The organism is Streptomyces sp. NBC_01233, from assembly GCF_035989305.1.
Lineage (GTDB): Bacteria > Actinomycetota > Actinomycetes > Streptomycetales > Streptomycetaceae > Streptomyces.
On record NZ_CP108514.1, the window covers coordinates 6,921,179 to 6,939,912 of the forward strand.

Consider the following 18,734-nt stretch of genomic DNA (forward strand, 5'->3'; position numbering starts at 1 on the left):
GGGCGCCGGACGCCATGCCGCCCGGCCCTCCGGCCCGTCGTCGCGTTCGGCGTCCGAGGAGACGCGCCGGCGCGTGTCCGGCACCGGTGCAACCGGCGCGCTCACCGGTCCCGCCGTACCGTTCAGCCCGCCGCTCCAGGCGTCGGCAGCGCTACTCCTGCTTCTTGCGGCGGGTGCCGAAGACGATCTCGTCCCAGCTCGGCACGGCGGCGCGCCGCCCGGGGCGGACCCCGTCGGCCTCGGCCTGGCGGTCGGTGGTGCCCGTCAGGCGGTCGCGGTGGCCCGCCACCGTGCGGGGCATCAGGACGTCGGCGTACGCGGAGCCCGCGCCCGCCGAGGCGGCCGGTGCCGGCGGCTCCTCGGCCTCCGGTTCCGTCGCCGGGGTCTCGGTGCGGTCGGGGACCACCATGTCGCCGCGGAAGCTCGGGACCGCCTCCAGCAGGCTGGTCAGGGTGTCCCGCTCCTCCTCCGGGTCCGGCGCGGGCGCCGGCCTGCTGTCCGGCCGCTCCAGCTGCCGGTCCAGGGCACGGTCCAGCGGCCGGTCGCGCGGCAGCCGCGCGATCCTCGGTACGAAGGGGAAGCTCGGCTCCGGCGTCGCCGGCAGGTCGTCCGACTCGCCGATCAGCGAGCGGGCCTCGTCGTCCACGGCCACGACCAGCCGGCGCGGAGGGTCGTACGTCCAGCTCGCCGAGTGCGGCTCACCGGCCACCAGGTAGACGAGCAGGACCTCCCAGGTGCCGTCGTCGCGGCGCCAGGAGTCCCACTGGACGGACTCCTTGTCGGCCCCGCGCAGGCTCAGCCGCTCCTGCACGGCCTCGCCGAGCTGCGGCCCGGTGTTCTCGCCGGGACGGCGCACGGGGGTCTTGCGGGCCCGCTCGGCCATGAACGCGCGCTCGGCGAGCACGGGGCCCTCGAAGCGGCGTACGCGGTCGACGGGGATGCCCGCGAGTTGAGCGACCTCCTCCGCGGAGGCACCGGCCCGTATGCGGGCCTGGATGTCGCGGGGGCGGAGGTGGCTCTCCACCTCGATCTCGATCTGGTTCAGGCGCGCACGGTCGTTGCGGACGGCAGCCCGCAGCCGCTCGTCGATCGGAAGCGTGTACTCCGTGCTGTCCCCAGCCTTGAGCACCAGTCGTGTGCCGTCATTTGAGACGGCCACGACACGCAGTTCGGGCATGGGGACCTCCCGGGTGGTGCCTGCCGACGTCACGTGCGTCGCTGCTTCCGCTAGTCGAGTGTGGCCTGCCCGGGTGCAGCCTGCCACAACCTTGCCGAGTTAAACCGGCGTGTCGGGCATGCGCCCTTGATCGCCGTTATGGCACGGTTACCTGTTGGGCACACACAGTGACCGAACGGTTACTGTGCGCAGCAGGAGCCCGTGCAATACCGCGGCATCACCGGTCTTGAGTGCCGTTTTCCATCAGCCGGCCCCCTCTCCCGAGTCCGGACATCCGAAAGGAAGGACGGCCCCAGGGCTCGCCACAGTACTCCATTCGGGCCACCTGGGTGGACCGCCGCGCCGCCGAACTTCTCCCGGACGGCGGGAGTTGGGCTGCCCTCCATCGGGTCCCACCTGCACCCGACGTCCGATTTCGGGTGTCTTGCTTCACAGAATCGCCAGAAACGGAACTCTCCGCTTCGCTCAGCTGTCAGTAACTGCTGGAAGAGGAGAAGCGTGAGAGGCGGGACACACACGGGATGCCGACGGGTCAGAAGACGACGCAGGACACCGGGAACCAACCGGAGGAGAAGAAGCTCGACCTGAGTGCGGCGCAGGTCGCCGGCTCCTCCCTCGCCACCGTCGCGGCGGCCCTGCTCGCCTCGAAGATGGGCGTCTACGGGACCATCCTCGGGGCCGGTGTGGTCAGCGTCGTCGCCACCGCCGGCGGCCCCGTCATCCAGCACTTCTTCCGGCGTGCCGGCGACCAGCTGCGCGCGAGCGCCCGGCCCGGCGACCGTCAGGTGCCGCTGCCCCGCGAGGAGCGGGAGCCGGCCGACGTCATGACGGCACCGCACGCGGCGGCGCCCGCCGGAGAGTTCGGCGAGGAGTTCGGCGAGGCCACCGTGCACGGCACCCGGGTACGGGGCTGGAAGCGCACCGCGGTGGCCTCCGGAGCGGCGTTCGTCCTCGCCATCGGCGGCCTCGGCACCTACGAGGCGATGGCCGGCACCTCCGTCAGCAGCGACGGCGGCACGCTCTTCTCCGGCGGCACCCGCACGGCGGGCCAGGACCGGCCGTCGGCGCCCCGGGACGAGCCGGCGGGCGGCGGGAAGGGCGGGAGGGCCCCCGGGTCCGGGACCTCCCCGGGCTCCCCCCGGCCGCCCGGCGGTCCGAGCCCGGGCACGGGCCGGGGTCCGAGCCCCGACCCGAGCTCCTCAGGCTCCGGGGAGCAGACGCCCGGCCCCTCCCCGTCGAAGCGGACGCCGACGCCGACCCCCGCTCCGCCGACCCCGCCGCCGAGCGCTGACCCGTCGACACCGGCGGCGCGGCAGAGCACCCCCTGACCCCACGTGACGTCGGCCGGGACCTCAGGCGCCCAGGACCCGCCGCAGGTAGTCGTTGCCGAAGACCCGGTCCGGGTCGAGCCGGTCCCGCAGCGCGGTGAACTCGCCGAAGCGCGGATAGACCTGCGCGAAGTACTCCGCGTCCCGCGTGTGCACCTTGCCCCAGTGCGGCCGCCCGCCGTGCGCGGTGAAGATGCGCTCGGCCGCGGTGAAGTAGGCCTGGTAGGGCGTGCCCTTGTACATGTGCACCGCGATGTACGCCGTCTCGCGCCCCGAGGCCGTCGACAGCGCGATGTCGTCCGCCGGAGCCGTGCGCACCTCCACCGGGAAGCTGATCCGAAGCCGCGAGCGGTCGACCATCGCGCGCAGCTCCCGCAGCGCCTCGACCACCTGCTCGCGCGGGAGGGCGTACTCCATCTCGACGAACCGCACCCGGCGCGGGCTGGTGAACACCTTGTACGGGATGTCCGTGTACGTACGCGCCGACAGGGCGCGGCTGGCCACGCGGGCGATGGAGGGGATGGTGGCGGGGACCGCGCGGCCCACCGAGTTCACCACCTGGAAGAGGCCGTTGGAGAGCAGCTCGTCCTCGACCCAGGCGCTCACCGGTCCGGGCGGGGCGGCGGGGCCCTGGCTGCGGTTGTTCCGCTTGGTGTTGCAGTTGCCGGTGTGCGGGAACCAGTAGAACTCGAAGTGCTCGTTCTCCGCGAAGTGCTCCTCGAACTCGGCCGTCACCCGGTCGAAGCCCATGGGCTCCTCACGGGCGGTCAGGAAGAAGAGCGGCTCCACGGCGAAGGTGATCGCGGTGACGATGCCGAGCGCGCCGATGCCGATCCGGGCGGCCGCGAGGACCGCGCGCTCCTCGTCGGTCCCGTTCTCCGAGCACGTCAGCAGGCGGCCGTCGGCGGTGACCAGTTCCAGGCCGCGGATCTGGGCGGCGATGGAGGCCGAGTCGCGGCCGGTGCCGTGGGTGCCCGTGCTGGTCGCGCCGGAGACCGTCTGCTCCATGATGTCGCCCATGTTGGTCAGCGACAGGCCCTCCCGGGCCAGGGCCCGGTTCAGGTCCTTGAGGACCGTGCCCGCCTCCACCGTGACGGTGCCGGCGGCCCGGTCGATGGCCCGGATCCCGGCCAGGGCCTGGGGGCGTACCAGCACCCCGTCGGTCGCGGCGGCCGCGGTGAAGGAGTGGCCGGTGCCGACCGCCTTCACCCGCAGCCCCTCTTCGGCGGCCCGGCGGACCGTCTCCTGGAGCTCGCCGACCGAGGCCGGCGTCACCACGCGGACGGGCGTGGCGGTGACGGTCCCTGCCCAGTTATGCCACGTGGTGGTCGGCCTGCTGTTCCCTGCTGTCCCCGCTGTCGCCGTCGCCATCGCTAGAGGGCTCCTCCCCTTGCGCCGGCCTCGTCAGCCGGCGGTATCCCGCGAACGCCACCGCCGCCGCGGCCACCCCCGCCGAGATGGAGACGACGTACCCGGTCCGCGCGCCGGCCGCGTCCACGACCCAGCCGGTCACGGAGGACCCGAGCGCGATGCCGACCGCGAGGCCGGTGCTGATCCAGGTCATGCCCTCGGTCAGCTTCGCGTGTGGTACGTGCGCCTCGATCAGGGCCATCGTGGTGATCATCGTGGGAGCGATGGCGAGGCCCGAGACGAAGAGCGCCACGGCCAGAATCGGAAGGTTCCCGGCCAGTAGGAGGGGGATCATAGTCACGGCCATCGCACATACGCCCAGTACCCAACGGCGTTCTGTCCGGCCCTTGAGATGCAGAAGGCCGAACACGATGCCGGCCAGACAGGAACCGAGTGCCCAGACGGCCAGGATGAAGCTCGCCGAGGACTTGCTGCCCTGCTCCTCCGCGAAGGCCAGGGTGGCCACGTCGATGGAGCCGAAGATCGCGCCGGTCGCCACGAACGTGGCGGTCAGCACCTGCAGGCCCGGCGAACGCAGGGCCGAGGTGCGTTCCACGCTCTTGTCGCGCGGGTGAGGCGCGGGCTCGGTGGAGCTCTGGGCGGTGAGCAGCCACACGCCGACCATCAGGCAGACGGCGGCGATCAGCGGCCCTGCCTCCGGAAACCAGGTGGTGGACAGTCCGATGGCGAGGATCGGGCCGAAGATGAAGCAGACCTCGTCCACCACCGACTCGAAGGAGTACGCGGTGTGCAGCTCGCGCGGGGAGTCCCGGTAGATGACGGTCCAGCGGGCACGGACCATCGAGCCGACGCTGGGCACGCAGCCGGCGATCGCGGCGCAGACGAAGAGCGTCCAGTCCGGCAGGCCGTTCGCGGCCGCCAGCAGCAGTCCGGTGACCGCTGCCACGGAGATGAGGGTCGCGGGGCGCAGGACGCGGCGCTGGCCGTACTGGTCCACGAGCCGGGAGACCTGGGGTCCGACGACCGCGGCGGCGAGCGCCAGCGTGCCGGTGAGCGCGCTGGCCATGGCGTAGCGACCGGTGATCTCGGAGATCATCGTGAGGATGCCCACGCCGACCATGGAGATCGGCAGCCGGCCTATGAGGCCGGCGGCGCTGAACCCTTTGGTGCCGGGGGCCGCGAATATGGCGCGATAGGGACTGGGCAAGGGCCCTCCGTAAGGGACGTCGTGGGCCCATACAGGTTACGACCGCTTACAGGGCACCCGCACGGGGAAGGTTCCGGATTCAGGAACTTAGGTTCACCTTACCCATGCTGCGGGGGTCGGTCGTGGCCGGGCCGCTTCTCTCCGCGGGACGCCGGGTGGCAGGATTCGATGCATGTCAGACCAGCTCCTCCCGCCCGCCGGCGGGTCCGCCGCCCCGTACGACGCCCTCCTGCTGCTCTCCTTCGGCGGTCCCGAAGGGCCCGACGACGTCGTGCCGTTCCTGGAGAACGTCACGCGCGGGCGCGGCATCCCGCGCGAGCGGCTCAAGGAGGTCGGACAGCACTACTTCGGCTTCGGCGGGGTCAGCCCGATCAACGGGCAGAACCGCGAGCTGCTGGACGCGCTGCGCAAGGACTTCGCCGGGCACGGGCTGGACCTGCCGGTCTACTGGGGCAACCGGAACTGGGCCCCGTACCTGACCGACGTGATGCGGGAGACGGCCGCCGACGGGCGCCGCCGGATCGCGGTGCTCGCGACCAGCGCGTACGCCTCGTACTCGGGCTGCCGCCAGTACCGCGAGAACCTCGCCGACGCCCTGGCCACCCTGGCCGAGGAGGGCGTGGAGCTGCCGCACGTCGACAAACTGCGGCATTACTTCAACCACCCCGGCTTCGTGGAGCCCATGATCGACGGGGTGGTAGCCTCGCTCGCCGCGCTGCCCGAGGAGGTGCGCACCGGCGCGCACCTCGCCTTCACCACCCACTCCATCCCGACCGCCGCGGCGGACACCTCCGGCCCGGTCGAGGACCACACCGAGGACGGCGAGGGCGGGGCGTACGTCAAGCAGCACCTCGACGTCGCCCGGGTGATCGCGGACGAGGTCGCCGTGCGGACCGGCGTCGCCCACTCCTGGCAGCTCGTCTACCAGTCCCGCAGCGGCGCCCCGCACATCCCGTGGCTGGAGCCGGACATCTGCGACCACCTGGAGGCCCTGCACGCCGAGGGCGCACCCGCCGTCGTGATGGTGCCCATCGGCTTCGTCTCCGACCACATGGAAGTCCTGTACGACCTGGACACCGAGGCCACGGCCAAGGCGGCCGAACTGGGTCTGCCCGTGGCGCGCTCCGCGACCGTCGGCGCCGATCCGCGGTTCGCCGCGGCCGTACGGGAACTGGTGCTGGAGCGTGCCGCCCGGGAACGCGGGGAGCGTGCCGCCGAGTGCTGGGTGGGCACCCAGGGGCAGAGTCATGACCTGTGTGCCGTGGGCTGCTGCCCGGCGCGCGGCCCCCGGCCGGCGGCCGCGGGCGTGGACAGTCCGTACGCCTAGGAAGAGGGACCGTGATCTCCGAAGAGCTGAAGGCCGAACTGCTGGACGTGGGCCTGGAGGCCGCCCGCCAGGCCGGGGCTCTGCTGCGCGACGGCCGGCCGGCCGATCTGGCGGTGGCGGCGACGAAGTCCAGCCCGATCGACGTGGTGACCGAGATGGACATCGCCGCGGAGAAGCTGATCACCGGCATCCTCGCCGAACGGCGGCCCGAGGACGGGCTGCTGGGCGAGGAGGGCGCGGACACCCCGGGGACGAGCGGGGTGCGCTGGGTCGTCGACCCGCTGGACGGCACCGTGAACTACCTCTACGGGCTCCCGAGCTGGGGCGTGTCCATCGCCGCCGAGTACGGGGGCGAGACCGTGGTGGGCGTCGTGGCGGCGCCGATGCGCGGGGAGACGTACCACGCGGTGCTCGGCGGCGGTGCCTGGCTGGGCACGGCGCGCCTCGCGTGCCGGCCGGCGGCGCCGCTGGACCAGGCACTGCTCGCGACGGGCTTCGCGTACGTCCAGACCCGGCGGGCCCGCCAGGCCGAGATCGCGGCCCGGATCATCCCGCTGGTGCGCGACATCCGGCGGGGCGGGTCGGCGGCACTGGACCTGTGCGACGTGGCCGCCGGCCGGCTGGACGGGTACTACGAGCGGGGGCTGAACCCCTGGGACCTGGCCGCCGGCGATCTGATCGCGCGGGAGGCGGGGGCCGTGACGGGCGGCCGGCCGGGGGAGCGGGCCTCGGGCGAGCTGGCCCTGGCCGCCACACCCGCCGTGTTCGCCTCCCTGCAGCCGCTGCTGGACGAGTCCGGGGCCTGGCACGACTGACCCCTCCCGCGCCGCCCCGCGCCCCCTCCGGTCGCCGGAAGCACGCGAACCCCGGCTGCCCGTGGGGGCGGCCGGGGTTCGCGAGGTAAGGGATCAGCCGGGGTTCGTGACGTGCGGGATCAGCAGGTCGGCCGGGGTCGGGTCGGGTCGGCGGGCCGGGGTCAGCAGGCGGGCACGGTGGCCGAGACGGGGACACCGTGCTCGGCGGCGAGCCGCTGGAGGTCTTCCAGCTCCGCCTGTTCCACTTCCGCGAGGAAGTCGTCGCCCGTCTCGCGGGCGTGCATGAGGTCCGACTGCGTGGACCTGATGCGCTGCAGGAGACCCGCGGTGAATGCGTCCATGATGGGTTCGCCCCCTCTTCGTGGGTCGGCGGCGGCACGTGGAAGTCCGCCGTCAGGGAGTGGATGGGGTGTGCTGTTCGTCCTCCCCGGCACCCTGGGCCCAGAAACCTCTCAAGGCGAGGGAATCCTCACTTCCGCCCCGTGAGCCCCTCCATGAGCCGTCTTACAGCCGGTTTACGGCCGAAACGTGCAGGATGGGCGACGCAATACACGTGTGCCCTTCTGGGCTCGGAGGAAGGAAACGACGTGCGCGTACTCGTCGTCGAGGACGAGCAGCTGCTCGCCGATGCGGTGGCCACCGGCCTGCGCCGGGAGGCCATGGCCGTGGACGTCGTGTACGACGGCGCCGCCGCCCTGGAGCGGGTCGGCGTGAACGACTACGACGTGGTCGTGCTCGACCGGGACCTCCCGCTCGTGCACGGCGACGACGTGTGCCGGAAGATCGTCGAGCTCGGCATGCCCACCCGCGTGCTCATGCTGACCGCCTCCGGCGACGTCAGCGACCGGGTGGAGGGCCTGGAGCTCGGCGCGGACGACTACCTGCCCAAGCCCTTCGCCTTCACCGAGCTGACCGCCCGCGTGCGGGCGCTCGGCCGGCGCACCACCGTCGCCCTGCCGCCCGTACTGGAGCGGGCCGGGATCAAGCTGGACCCGAACCGGCGCGAGGTGTTCCGCGAGGGCAAGGAGGTGCAGCTGGCCCCGAAGGAGTTCGCGGTGCTGGAGGTCCTCATGCGCAGCGAGGGGACCGTCGTCTCCGCCGAGCAGCTGCTGGAGAAGGCCTGGGACGAGAACACCGACCCGTTCACCAACGTCGTACGGGTGACCGTCATGACCCTGCGGCGCAAGCTCGGTGAGCCGCCGGTCATCGTCACCGTGCCCGGTTCCGGATACCGGATCTGACCCGCGTGGCAACCACCCCGGCGCCACCGGCGGCGCCACCGAAACCGACCTGGGACCCCGGCCAGCCCGAGGGTCCCTTCCCGTGGCTGCGGCCGACCATCCGGATACGCCTCACGCTGCTCTACGGCGGGATGTTCCTGATCGCGGGCATCCTGCTGCTGTCGATCATCTACCTGCTGGCGGCGCAGGCCCTGCGGCAGGGCAACGCCCTCCCGTTCACGATCGTCGGCGGCCAGGTCAGGGTCACCAGCAGTTCCTGCCCGGGCCTGGTGGGCGAACTGACGCCCGACCAGTTCAACGTCGCGACGGGCCAGTGCCTCCTCGAACAGCGCAGGCACGCCCTGGACGACCTGCTGAGCCGCTCGCTGATGGCCCTCCTGGGGCTGAGCATCATCGCCTTCGCCTTCGGCTACGCGATGGCCGGCCGGGTGCTCTCGCCGCTCGGCAAGATCACCCGGACCGCCCGCCGGGTGGTCGGCTCCGACCTGACCCGGCGGATCGAGCTGGACGGGCCGGACGACGAACTCAAGGAGCTCGCCGACACCTTCGACGAGATGCTCGACCGGCTGGAGCGGGCCTTCACGGCCCAGCAGCGGTTCGTGGCGAACGCCTCGCACGAGCTGCGGACTCCGCTCGCGATCAACCGGACCCTGCTGGAGGTCCACCTCTCCGATCCGGGGGCTCGGGTCGAGCTCCAGCAGCTCGGGAAGACCCTGCTCGCCACCAACGAGCGCAGCGAGCAGCTGGTCGAGGGCCTGCTGCTGCTGGCCCGCAGCGAGAACCAGATCGTCGAGCGCAAGCCCGTGGACCTGGCGGAGGTCGCCTCGCGCGCCGTCGACCAGGTGCGGGGCGAGGCCGAGGCGAAGGGTGTGGAGATCCGCGGCGAGCGCGCGCCGGCCGTCGTCCAGGGCAACGGCGTGCTGCTGGAGCGGATCGCCCTCAACCTGGTGCAGAACGCCGTCCGGTACAACGTGCCGGAGGACGGATGGGTGGAGGTCACCACCGAGGCCGAGCACGGTCAGGCGGTCCTCCTGGTATCGAACACGGGTCCCGTTGTTCCCGCGTACGAGGTGGACAACCTCTTCGAGCCGTTCAGGCGGCTGCGTACGGAGCGAACGGGCAGTGACAAGGGTGTCGGACTCGGTCTGTCGATCGCGCGCTCCGTGGCGCGCGCACACGGCGGAAGGATCCAGGCGGTGCCCCGGGAAGGCGGTGGCCTCGTGATGCGTGTCACTCTTCCTTTGTGAGCAGTACACCCCGTGTTCGCTGTTGGCTGAATGCTTGCCCTCTGAAAACAATTGCTCCTGTGTGATCGATCACAGTGGCGAGTGTCGGCGCATGTGCGTTCAGTGACTCCGGGGCGGCCGGAAAGCCCGGGAAGTCCGGGTTTCCGGCCCCCCGTATGGCGGGAAATACACGGGGTGGCGTTTGTGCAAGACGGCCCCCGGACCGTGTACGGTCCCGGTCGTCATCCCAGCCAATCGCCCCTTCAGGTGGGCGGCTGGGTGTCGATTGAGTAACAGACCTTGATGTGAGGCAAAATCTCCGCCTCAGGTCGGGCACAAGTCCGGCCTCTCGTGCGTTACGTGCGCTGAGACACCGCTAACACCCAGAGGGGGAGAGCGAACAATGGCAACGGACTACGACACCCCGCGCAAGACCGACGACGACGTCGACAACGACAGCATTGAAGAGCTGAAGGCCCGACGTAACGAGAAGTCGTCTTCGTCCGTGGACATGGACGAATTCGACTCGGCCGAGAGCCTGGAGCTTCCCGGTGCGGACCTCTCCAATGAGGAGCTGGCCGTCCGGGTCCTGCCCAAGCAGGCCGATGAGTTCACCTGCATGAGCTGCTTCCTGGTGCACCACCGCAGCCAGCTGGCGCGCGAGAAGAACGGTCAGCCGATCTGTCGCGACTGCGACTGAGAGGCGTCGGCCGTGGCTGGCTCGACACCCTTTCGGAAGCGGCGCTTCCGAAAGTCTGGTGATCCGGCGGAGGCGCAGGTGGCACCCCTGGACTCGGAAACGGGTTCCGGAGCCCCCGGCGACTCCGCCAGCGAAGTGATCACCGTGCCCTCCGACACCGCCCCGGCGGTGCCGTCGGCCACAGAGCCCGGTGAGGGGGCCCGGCACAGGTCCGGGGCCCATCGGCTGCAAGCCGTCAAGAAGGGTGTACGCAAGGGCGGCGAGAGTGTCAGGGACGCCGTCCTGTACATCACCGAAAGAGTCATCGAGAACGCACCGCGCGTTCCGGTTCGGGACCTCGCGACCCTGCGCGCGCAGTTCCCGGGCCTCGGCCCCGATCAGCTTGCCGACAAGCTGATCTCGGGCGCAGCCAACGCCACCTCCACCGTTGGAGCGGGGATCGGCGCGGCGGCCATGCTGCCCGTCCCGCCCGCGATGCCCGCGGAGCTGGCGGCGGAGATCACCGGGGTCGCGGCGATCGAGCTGAAGCTCGTCGCCGAGCTCCACGAGGTGTACGGGCTCCGCGCGCCCGGCACCCTCGGACAGCGCAGCTACGCCTACCTGACCGCCTGGACGGAGGAGCGCGGAGTCGACCTGGCCAAGCCGACGACGCTGAACGTGGCGCTCGGCGGGCAGATGAAGCGCGAACTGCGCCAGCAGATCATGAAGCGGATGTTCCGCAGCCTGCCGAACCTCATGCCGTTCATGGTGGGCGCCGCCGTCGGCGCGATCATGAACCGGCGCGACACCCTCAAAGTCGCCGAGAAGGTCCGTGGCGACCTGCGGAGCCGGGCCGTGACGTGGGACGCCCTGCCCACCCTGCCGCCCCTGGAGCAGCCCGTACAGCCCCTTCCCGAGGCCACCAGGGCCGCACTCGAGGGCCGGGACCCCTTCCCGCACGGCTGAGGCCGGCCGCCGCCGGGAAGCGCAGCCGCTATTCGGCCGGCACGGCCTGCGCCTTCGCCGCTCGGATCGCGGCGGCCAGGGCCGCGGGCTCACGGGTGGAGACGTAGACGTACGGGGTCGGGTCGGCCGGGTCGGTGACCTCGACGCGGACCGCGGTGGGCACGTAGCTGCGCATCAGCATGAAGGCGCGGGTGTCCGCCTTGTACGTGCGCCAGGCGCGCGACTCCTCCGCGTCCAGGATCTCGGGCTCGCCCAGCGCGGTCACCGGGATCCGGGCTTCCCCGGCCGCCAGCGACCCGTTCACCACGCGCACGCGCGCGGAACCGTACGAACTCACCAGCAGCCCGGTCAGCGCGGTGCCTCCGACCAGGCCGGCCAGCAGCGGCATCGTGCCCAGCGGCAGCAGCATCAGCGCGCACGCGAGGCCGGTCATCACGGCGATGCCCCACCAGAAGCGGGGGGCGGTCAGACGTTCGTCGTGGTGCGCGGGGGAGAGCTGCATGAGCTCAAGCCTGCCACGAGGCGACCGGTGGGTAGCCGCGCGGGTAAGGTCTGCGGCTGTGAGTGGACGAAACACAGCGTTGACGCCTCCGGCCGATGCCACCGCGCCGGTCCGGCACCCCGATGCCCCGGCACCCGGTGAGCTCCTCGGTGCGCACTACGAGCACTGTTTCGGCTGCGGCGGGGGTCAGCCGCACGGACTCCACCTGGAGGCCCGCGCGGGCGAGGGCGTGCGCATCACCGCCGAGTTCACCGTCAAGCCCGCACACCAGGGCGCTCCCGGCCTCGCCCACGGCGGGGTGCTCGCCACCGCGCTCGACGAGACCCTGGGCTCCCTGAACTGGCTGCTGCGCGTCATCGCGGTGACGGGGCGGCTGGAGACCGACTTCGTACGGCCCGTGCCCGTGGACACCGTGCTGTACCTGGAGGCCGAGGTCACCGCCGTCGCCGGGCGCAAGATCTACTGCACCGCCGTCGGCCGGATAGGCGGTCCGCAGGGCCCGGTCGCCGTGCGCGCCGACGCCCTCTTCATCGAGGTGAAGGTCGACCACTTCATCGACAACGGACGGCCCGAGGAGATCCGGGCGGCGATGGCCGACCCGGACCAGGTCAGGCGCGCACGCGCCTTCGAGGTGAACCCCTGATGTCCCTGAACCACAACGGACCCCGCCATGAGGTCGACGTGCTGATCCGCCGCGTCGATCCCGAGGTCCCCCTTCCCGCGTACGGTCACCCGGGCGACGCCGGCTGCGACCTGGTGACGACCCGGGCCGCGGAGCTGGCTCCCGGCGAGCGGACCGTGCTGCCCACCGGAGTGTCCATCGCCCTGCCCGACGGGTACGCGGCGTTCGTGCACCCCAGGTCCGGCCTGGCCGCACGCTGCGGGCTCGCCCTCGTGAATGCCCCGGGGACGGTGGATGCCGGGTACCGTGGAGAGATCAAGGTGATCGTGGTCAATCTCGACCCTCGCGAGAGCGTCCGGTTCGAGCGTTTCGACCGCATTGCCCAGCTGGTTGTCCAGCGGGTCGAGAAGGTGCGCTTCCACGAGGTGGCGGAACTTCCCGGCTCGGCCCGGGCCGAGGGGGGTTTCGGCTCCACCGGCGGTCATGCGGCCGTGGCCGGATCCGGGGCTGGTCAGCAGGGTGGGAATGGCTACGCTTCGGTCGTAACCGACCGGGAAGGACAGTGACGTGTTCGGACGTCGCAAGAAGAACGACTCCGCCAAGGACGGCGGCGCGGCCGAGCAGGTCGTAGACGGCGTCGGCTCCGGTGAGCCGGACGACGCGGGCGAGCAGGACGGCGCTGCCACGCCGCGCCGGGTGAACCTGCCTCCCGCCCCGCGGCCCGACGGCCCCTGGGACGTCTCCGAGGTACTCGGGAACCCGGCCGACGGCCGGGTCGACCTGGGCGGCATCCTCGTACCCGGTGTCGAGGGCATGGAACTGCGCGTCGAGGTCGCGGGTGACGCGATCGTGGCCGCGACCGTGGTCCTGGGCGACAGCGCCGTGCAGCTGCAGGCCTTCGCCGCGCCCAAGAAGGAAGGCATCTGGGGCGAGGTCCGCGAGGAGATCGCCGCGGGCATCACCCAGCAGGGCGGCATCATCGACGAGGCCCAGGGTTCGCTGGGCTGGGAGCTGCGCGCACAGGTGCCCGTACCGCTCCCGGACGGGCAGACCGGCGCCCAGCTGGTCCGCTTCGTCGGCGTCGACGGTCCGCGCTGGTTCCTGCGCGGCGTCATCTCCGGCCAGGGCGCGGTGCGCCCCGAGTCGTCGGGCGTGCTGGAGCAGATCTTCCGGGACACCGTCGTCGTCCGCGGCGACGGCCCGATGGCCCCCCGCGACCCGATCGTCCTGAAGCTGCCGAACGACGCCCAGATGGTGCCGGACGGCGTGCAGACGGAGGAGCAGGAAGGCTCCCGCTTCGGCGGCGGCATGGGCCAGCTCGAGCGCGGCCCGGAGATCACCGAGGTCCGCTGACCCCGGACGGCCCCCGTGCGCACAGGGGGCCGTCGCATGTTTTCGGCCGGTGGTCCCCACTCCTTCGGGGTGGGGCCCACCGGCTTTCGCACGCCCGGCCGCGTCCCGGGGCCCGTCCCGCTCCGCCCGCCGCGGCAGGGTATCCGCGCGGAGCGTCAGGGATCCGTCAGGGATCGCTGCCCGGGCGGTGATCGGTGCGTGGACGGCACGGACGTCCCCGAGAATGGGCGCATGGGACGCGGCAAGCTCAGGATCTATCTCGGCGCGGCACCCGGTGTGGGCAAGACCTACGCGATGCTCTCCGAGGGTCACCGCAGGGTGGAGCGGGGCGCCGATCTCGTCGTCGGCTTCGTCGAGCACCACGGGCGGCCGCGTACGGAGGTCATGCTGCACGGTCTCGAACAGGTGGAGCGGGGGGCCCTCACCTACCGCGGCGCCTCCTTCACCGAGATGGACGTGGACGCGCTCCTCGCCCGCAGGCCCGCCATCGCGCTCGTGGACGAGCTCGCGCACACCAACGTGCCCGGCTCGCGCAACGCCAAGCGCTGGCAGGACGTCGAGGAGCTGCTGCGGGCCGGGATCGACGTCGTGTCCACCGTGAACATCCAGCACCTGGAGTCCCTGGGGGACGTGGTCGAGTCGATCACCGGGGTGCGGCAGCGGGAGACCGTGCCCGACGAGGTGGTCCGCCGGGCCGACCAGATCGAGCTGGTCGACATGTCCCCGCAGTCGCTGCGCCGGCGGATGGCGCACGGGAACATATACAAACCCGAAAAGGTCGACGCGGCCCTGTCCAACTACTTCCGGCCCGGCAACCTCACGGCCCTGCGCGAGCTCGCGCTGCTGTGGGTGGCCGACCGGGCGGACGAGTACCTCCAGCAGTACCGGGGCGAGCACGACATCCGCTCGACCTGGCAGGCGCGGGAGCGGATCGTCGTCGGGCTGACCGGCGGCCCGGAAGGGCGCACGCTGATCCGGCGCGCCTCACGGATGGCGGCCAAGGGCTCCGGCAGCGAGATCCTGGCCGTCTACATCGCCCGCAGCGACGGGCTGACCGCGGCGTCGCCGAAGGAGCTCGCGGTCCAGCGGACGCTGGTCGAGGACCTGGGCGGAACGTTTCATCATGTGATCGGCGACAACATCCCGGACGCGCTGCTCGAATTCGCGCGCGGGGTCAACGCCACCCAGATCGTGCTCGGCTCCAGCCGCCGGCGCTCGTGGCAGTACGTCTTCGGCCCCGGTGTCGGCGCGAGCGTGGCCCGCGACTCGGGGCCCGACCTCGACGTGCACATCGTCACGCACGAGGAGGCCGCCAAGGGGCGCGGCCTGCCCGTGGTCCGCTCGGCGGCCCGGCTCGGACGGCCCCGGATCCTGGCCGGCTGGGTGGTGGGCGTGGTCTTCCCGCTGCTGCTGTGCCTGCTGCTGACGCACGTCGCGTGGGATCCCGGGCTCGCCAACGACATGCTGCTCTTCCTGGCGCTGACGGTCGCGGCGGCGCTGCTCGGCGGCCTCTGGCCGGCCCTCGCCTCCGCCGCCGTCGGCTCGCTCCTGCTGAACTACTACTTCACCCCGCCCCTGCACCGGCTCGCCGTCTCCGACTCCCGGAACATCGTCGCCATCGCCGTCTTCGTCGGGGTGGCCGTCTCCGTGGCGTCCGTGGTGGACCTCGCTGCGCGCCGCACCCACCAGGCGGCCCGGCTGCGCGCCGAGTCCGAGATCCTCTCCTTCCTGGCCGGCAGCGTGCTGCGCGGGGAGACCACGCTGGACGCGCTGCTGGAGCGGGTGCGCGAGACCTTCGCCATGGAGTCCGTGGCCCTCCTGGAGCGGGCGAACGACGTGGAGCCCTGGAAGCCGGCCGGCAGCGTCGGCCCGAGCCCCGCCGACCGGCCCGAGGACGCCGATGTGGACATGCCCATCGGCGACCACATGGCGCTGGCCCTGTCCGGTCGGGTCCTGCCCGCCGAGGACCGCCGGGTGCTGGGCGCCTTCGCGGCCCAGGCGGCGGTGGTCCTGGACCGCCAGCGGCTGGTCGGGCAGGCCGAGGAGGCCCGCCGGCTGGCCGAGGGCAACCGGATCCGGACCGCGCTGCTGGCCGCCGTGAGCCATGACCTCCGTACGCCGCTGGCCTCGATCAAGGCATCCGTGAGCTCCTTGCGCTCCGACGACGTGGAGTGGTCCGAGGAGGACCGGGCCGAGCTCCTGGAAGGCATCGAGGACGGCGCCGACCGCCTCGACCACCTGGTGGGCAACCTGCTCGACATGTCCCGGCTGCAGACCGGCACCGTCACCCCGCTCATCCGGGAGATCTACCTCGACGAGGTGGTCCCGATGGCGCTGGGCGGCGTACCGGAGGACAGCGTGCTGCTGGACGTGCCCGAGACGCTGCCGATGGTGGCGGTGGACCCGGGGCTGCTGGAGCGGTCCGTGGCCAACGTCGTGGAGAACGCCGTCAAGTACAGCCCGCCGGGGGAGTCGGTGCTGGTGGCGGCCAGCTGCCTCGGCGACCGCGTCGAAGTACGGGTCGTCGACCGCGGGCCGGGGGTGCCCGAAGAGGCCAGGGACCGGATCTTCGCCCCCTTCCAGCGGTACGGTGACGCCCCACGGGGGGCCGGAGTCGGCCTCGGGCTCGCGGTCGCCCGTGGGTTCGCCGAGGCCATGGACGGCACCCTGGCAGCCGAGGACACCCCCGGCGGCGGGCTGACCATGGTGCTCACCCTGCGCGCGGTGCCCTCCGGCCCGCCGCCGGAAGGACCGCCGGAACCACCGGAACACATGGAACGTGATCACAGCAGTGATCGGATGACACGACAGAAGGCAGGACCTCAATGACCCGGGTGCTCGTGGTGGAAGACGAGCCGCAGATCGTCCGAGCCCTTGTGATCAACCTGAAGGCACGCAAGTACGAGGTCGACGCCGCCGCCGACGGTGCCAGCGCACTGGAGCTCGCGGCGGCCCGTCACCCCGACGTGGTCGTCCTCGACCTCGGGCTGCCCGACATGGACGGCGTCGAGGTGATCAAGGGGCTGCGCGGCTGGACCCGGGTGCCGATCCTGGTCCTCTCCGCCCGGCACAGCTCCGACGAGAAGGTCGAGGCGCTGGACGCGGGGGCCGACGACTACGTCACCAAGCCCTTCGGCATGGACGAGCTGCTGGCCCGGCTGCGCGCCGCCGTCCGGCGTGCCGAACCCCCGGCCGGCTCCGGCGAGGGCGAGGTGATCGTGGCGACCGAGGGCTTCACGGTGGACCTGGCCGCGAAGAAGGCGGTACGCGAGGGGCGCGACGTACGGCTGACGCCGACCGAGTGGCACCTGCTGGAGGTCCTGGTCCGCAACCGCGGCAAGCTCGTCAGCCAGAGGCAACTGCTCCAGGAGGTCTGGGGGCCCTCGTACGGCACCGAGACCAACTATCTGCGGGTCTACATGGCCCAACTGCGGCGCAAGCTGGAGGCGGACCCCTCGCACCCCCGGCACTTCATCACCGAACCGGGCATGGGATACCGCTTCGAGAGGTAGTGGGCACGCCGGTAGGCTTCCTTGTATGAGTGCTGAACCGCGTCCCGAGAAGCTCGCGAAGCCGGCCAGGCCGGCGGGCCGGTTCCGCCGGATGATAGAGCGGCTGTCCACCTCGCAGGAGGAGCTGCATTCGGCGGAGCTGCAGGAGGACGCAGAAGCCGCGGGGTGCACACGGATCTGCGACTGCCACGACCGCCAGATAGTCAAGGTGACCGGAACCCTGCGCACCGTCACCCTGCGGCCGCGGGCGGGCGTCCCCGCACTGGAAGCGGAGCTGTTCGACGGCTCCGCCGCCCTGGACGTGGTCTGGCTCGGGCGTCGCTCGATCGTGGGAATCGAGCCGGGGCGACGCATGATCGCCTCCGGGCGCATCTCGATGAGTCATGGCCGTCGGGTGCTCTTCAACCCGAAGTACGAACTCCGACCGCTCGGACAGGAGCACTGACCGGTGACGTCATTCGACAAACCGACCCCCCCGGAACCCGCCGCCACGCCGTCCGAGGACCAGAGCGCGGTGACGCAGGCGGCGCTGTTCGACGCCTTCGGAGGCATCCGGGGCACCGTGGAGACGATGCTCCCCGGACTGCTCTTCGTCATGATCTACACGATCAACAAGGACCTGAAGTGGTCCGCCTTCGCCGCGGGCGCCGTCGCGGTGCTCCTGGTGATCGTCCGGCTGCTGCGCAAAGACACGGTGAAGCACGCCTTCAGCGGGGTCTTCGGCGTGGGCGTGGGCGTGGCCTTCGCCCTGTTCACGGGCAGCCCGAAGGGCTTCTACCTGCCGGGCATGATCTACGGCGCCGGACTCGGGGTCGCCTTCACCCTCTCCGCGCTCGTGGGCTTCCCGCTGCTGGGCGTGATCCTGGGCCCGGTGTTCAAGGAGAACCTGTCCTGGCGCACGCGCAACCCGGGGCGCAAGAAGGCGTACACGAAGGCCAGCCTGGCCTGGGGCCTGATCTTCCTCGCCAAGTACGCGATCCTCTTCCCGCTGTACTGGTGGGGTGACGCGACGCAGCTGGGCTGGGTGCTGATCGCGCTGAAGCTGCCGCCGATGGTGCTCGCCGTGTACTTCACCTGGGTCTTCCTGGCGAAGGCGCCGCCGCCGATCGACGTGATCGCGGAGTGGGAGGCGAAGGAGGCCGAGGAGGCCGCCGCCAAGGGGCCGAAGGCCTGACGGCCCACAGCCGGCGAAAGGGGCGGGACCGGCCCAGGTGGCCGGTCCCGCCCCTTCGTGCCGCCGGGCCCCTGCGCGCCGGGCGGCGCTGCGTACGCGATCCCGGCGGTGGGAGCGCGTCTGCGGGCGCACGGGTGGGCCCGGAGAGCCGGCGGCCTGTCACGCGCCGCCGGACCCGTCCACGGCCCGTGACGGGCCCGGGAGCGCGCGTCCGTGCCGGGCCGGGTGCCCGGC

General features: G+C 72.0%; 19 protein-coding genes. 14 read left to right on the forward strand and 5 right to left on the reverse strand.

Annotation, left to right across the window (positions count from 1 at the left end; genetic code table 11):
- Window positions 1-151: 151 nt before the first annotated feature.
- Window positions 152-1,210 (reverse strand): septation protein SepH, encoded by a 1,059-nt coding sequence (gene sepH, locus OG332_RS32900; protein WP_327416847.1) that lies wholly within the window; start codon window positions 1,208-1,210, stop codon window positions 152-154.
- Window positions 1,211-1,698: 488 nt separating this feature from the next.
- Here sepH and OG332_RS32905 point away from each other — a divergent pair, with 488 nt between their 5' ends.
- Window positions 1,699-2,505, forward strand: a complete 807-nt coding sequence (locus OG332_RS32905) for a hypothetical protein (RefSeq protein ID WP_327416848.1) — start codon at window positions 1,699-1,701, stop codon at window positions 2,503-2,505.
- 24 nt (window positions 2,506-2,529) lie between these two features.
- Here the strand turns inward: OG332_RS32905 and OG332_RS32910 are convergent, their stop codons facing one another.
- Window positions 2,530-3,876 carry a D-arabinono-1,4-lactone oxidase gene (locus OG332_RS32910; protein WP_327416849.1) on the reverse strand — a complete coding sequence of 449 codons (1,347 nt, stop codon included), beginning with the start codon at window positions 3,874-3,876 and terminating at the stop codon, window positions 2,530-2,532.
- Window positions 3,818-5,083 (reverse strand): MFS transporter, encoded by a 1,266-nt coding sequence (locus OG332_RS32915; RefSeq protein ID WP_327416850.1) that lies wholly within the window; start codon window positions 5,081-5,083, stop codon window positions 3,818-3,820. The genes OG332_RS32910 and OG332_RS32915 overlap by 59 nt, the downstream gene beginning before the upstream one ends.
- A gap of 172 nt (window positions 5,084-5,255) precedes the next feature.
- Between OG332_RS32915 and OG332_RS32920 the strand changes: the two genes are divergently transcribed.
- Together OG332_RS32920 and OG332_RS32925 are read left to right on the forward strand one after the other, a co-directional pair.
- Window positions 5,256-6,410 (forward strand): ferrochelatase, encoded by a 1,155-nt coding sequence (locus tag OG332_RS32920; RefSeq protein WP_327416851.1) that lies wholly within the window; start codon window positions 5,256-5,258, stop codon window positions 6,408-6,410.
- A gap of 11 nt (window positions 6,411-6,421) precedes the next feature.
- On the forward strand, window positions 6,422-7,225 hold the full coding sequence (locus OG332_RS32925; RefSeq protein ID WP_442816248.1) for an inositol monophosphatase family protein: 804 nt from the start codon (window positions 6,422-6,424) through the stop codon (window positions 7,223-7,225).
- 161 nt (window positions 7,226-7,386) lie between these two features.
- Here the strand turns inward: OG332_RS32925 and OG332_RS32930 are convergent, their stop codons facing one another.
- Window positions 7,387-7,566: a hypothetical protein gene (locus OG332_RS32930; RefSeq protein ID WP_319728675.1), complete on the reverse strand. Its 180-nt coding sequence runs from the start codon at window positions 7,564-7,566 to the stop codon at window positions 7,387-7,389.
- Between the two features lie 246 nt (window positions 7,567-7,812).
- On the opposite strand from OG332_RS32930, the gene OG332_RS32935 reads away from it, so the two are divergent.
- From OG332_RS32935 to OG332_RS32950, 4 genes are all read left to right on the forward strand, one after another.
- The gene (locus tag OG332_RS32935; protein WP_030008767.1) at window positions 7,813-8,466 is read left to right on the forward strand and encodes a response regulator transcription factor; all 654 of its coding nucleotides are present in this window, start codon (window positions 7,813-7,815) and stop codon (window positions 8,464-8,466) included.
- A gap of 5 nt (window positions 8,467-8,471) precedes the next feature.
- Complete coding sequence (locus tag OG332_RS32940; RefSeq protein ID WP_327416852.1) at window positions 8,472-9,713, forward strand: sensor histidine kinase; 1,242 nt, start codon at window positions 8,472-8,474, stop codon at window positions 9,711-9,713.
- 382 nt (window positions 9,714-10,095) lie between these two features.
- The gene (locus tag OG332_RS32945) at window positions 10,096-10,392 is read left to right on the forward strand and encodes a DUF4193 domain-containing protein (RefSeq protein ID WP_030036261.1); all 297 of its coding nucleotides are present in this window, start codon (window positions 10,096-10,098) and stop codon (window positions 10,390-10,392) included.
- A gap of 12 nt (window positions 10,393-10,404) precedes the next feature.
- A complete protein-coding gene (locus OG332_RS32950; protein WP_327416853.1) occupies window positions 10,405-11,337 on the forward strand; it encodes a hypothetical protein in 933 nt (310 codons plus the stop codon).
- Between the two features lie 28 nt (window positions 11,338-11,365).
- On the opposite strand, the gene OG332_RS32955 is transcribed toward OG332_RS32950, so the two are convergent.
- A complete protein-coding gene (locus tag OG332_RS32955) occupies window positions 11,366-11,839 on the reverse strand; it encodes a DUF3093 domain-containing protein (RefSeq protein WP_327416854.1) in 474 nt (157 codons plus the stop codon).
- A 58-nt stretch (window positions 11,840-11,897) separates the two neighbouring features.
- Here OG332_RS32955 and OG332_RS32960 point away from each other — a divergent pair, with 58 nt between their 5' ends.
- From OG332_RS32960 to OG332_RS32990, 7 genes are all read left to right on the forward strand, one after another.
- Complete coding sequence (locus tag OG332_RS32960) at window positions 11,898-12,482, forward strand: PaaI family thioesterase (protein WP_327416855.1); 585 nt, start codon at window positions 11,898-11,900, stop codon at window positions 12,480-12,482.
- Window positions 12,482-13,027 carry a dUTP diphosphatase gene (dut, locus tag OG332_RS32965; protein ID WP_327416856.1) on the forward strand — a complete coding sequence of 182 codons (546 nt, stop codon included), beginning with the start codon at window positions 12,482-12,484 and terminating at the stop codon, window positions 13,025-13,027. The genes OG332_RS32960 and dut overlap by 1 nt, the downstream gene beginning before the upstream one ends.
- A gap of 1 nt (window position 13,028) precedes the next feature.
- Window positions 13,029-13,814, forward strand: coding sequence for a DUF3710 domain-containing protein (locus OG332_RS32970; RefSeq protein WP_327416857.1), 786 nt, complete (start codon window positions 13,029-13,031; stop codon window positions 13,812-13,814).
- A 231-nt stretch (window positions 13,815-14,045) separates the two neighbouring features.
- On the forward strand, window positions 14,046-16,643 hold the full coding sequence (locus OG332_RS32975) for a sensor histidine kinase KdpD (RefSeq protein WP_327416858.1): 2,598 nt from the start codon (window positions 14,046-14,048) through the stop codon (window positions 16,641-16,643).
- A complete protein-coding gene (locus tag OG332_RS32980) occupies window positions 16,640-17,326 on the forward strand; it encodes a response regulator (RefSeq protein ID WP_327416859.1) in 687 nt (228 codons plus the stop codon). The genes OG332_RS32975 and OG332_RS32980 overlap by 4 nt, the downstream gene beginning before the upstream one ends.
- 25 nt (window positions 17,327-17,351) lie before the next feature.
- Entirely contained in the window at window positions 17,352-17,771 is a 420-nt protein-coding gene (locus tag OG332_RS32985; RefSeq protein WP_078892815.1) for an OB-fold nucleic acid binding domain-containing protein, read from the forward strand.
- A gap of 3 nt (window positions 17,772-17,774) precedes the next feature.
- Window positions 17,775-18,500 (forward strand): DUF3159 domain-containing protein, encoded by a 726-nt coding sequence (locus OG332_RS32990; RefSeq protein ID WP_327416860.1) that lies wholly within the window; start codon window positions 17,775-17,777, stop codon window positions 18,498-18,500.
- The last annotated feature ends 234 nt before the right edge of the window (window positions 18,501-18,734 follow it).

Bases quoted from the DNA above. Each gene is read 5' to 3' on its own strand.
- OG332_RS32910 (WP_327416849.1), bottom strand. From the start codon at position 3,876: ATGGCGACGGCGACAGCGGGGACAGCAGGGAACAGCAGGCCGACCACC.
- OG332_RS32905 (WP_327416848.1), top strand. From the start codon at position 1,699: ATGCCGACGGGTCAGAAGACGACGCAGGACACCGGGAACCAACCGGAG.
- dut (WP_327416856.1), top strand. From the start codon at position 12,482: ATGTCCCTGAACCACAACGGACCCCGCCATGAGGTCGACGTGCTGATC.
- OG332_RS32955 (WP_327416854.1), bottom strand. From the start codon at position 11,839: ATGCAGCTCTCCCCCGCGCACCACGACGAACGTCTGACCGCCCCCCGC.
- OG332_RS32945 (WP_030036261.1), top strand. From the start codon at position 10,096: ATGGCAACGGACTACGACACCCCGCGCAAGACCGACGACGACGTCGAC.
- OG332_RS32930 (WP_319728675.1), bottom strand. From the start codon at position 7,566: ATGGACGCATTCACCGCGGGTCTCCTGCAGCGCATCAGGTCCACGCAG.
- OG332_RS32980 (WP_327416859.1), top strand. From the start codon at position 16,640: ATGACCCGGGTGCTCGTGGTGGAAGACGAGCCGCAGATCGTCCGAGCC.
- OG332_RS32920 (WP_327416851.1), top strand. From the start codon at position 5,256: ATGTCAGACCAGCTCCTCCCGCCCGCCGGCGGGTCCGCCGCCCCGTAC.
- OG332_RS32985 (WP_078892815.1), top strand. From the start codon at position 17,352: ATGAGTGCTGAACCGCGTCCCGAGAAGCTCGCGAAGCCGGCCAGGCCG.
- OG332_RS32975 (WP_327416858.1), top strand. From the start codon at position 14,046: ATGGGACGCGGCAAGCTCAGGATCTATCTCGGCGCGGCACCCGGTGTG.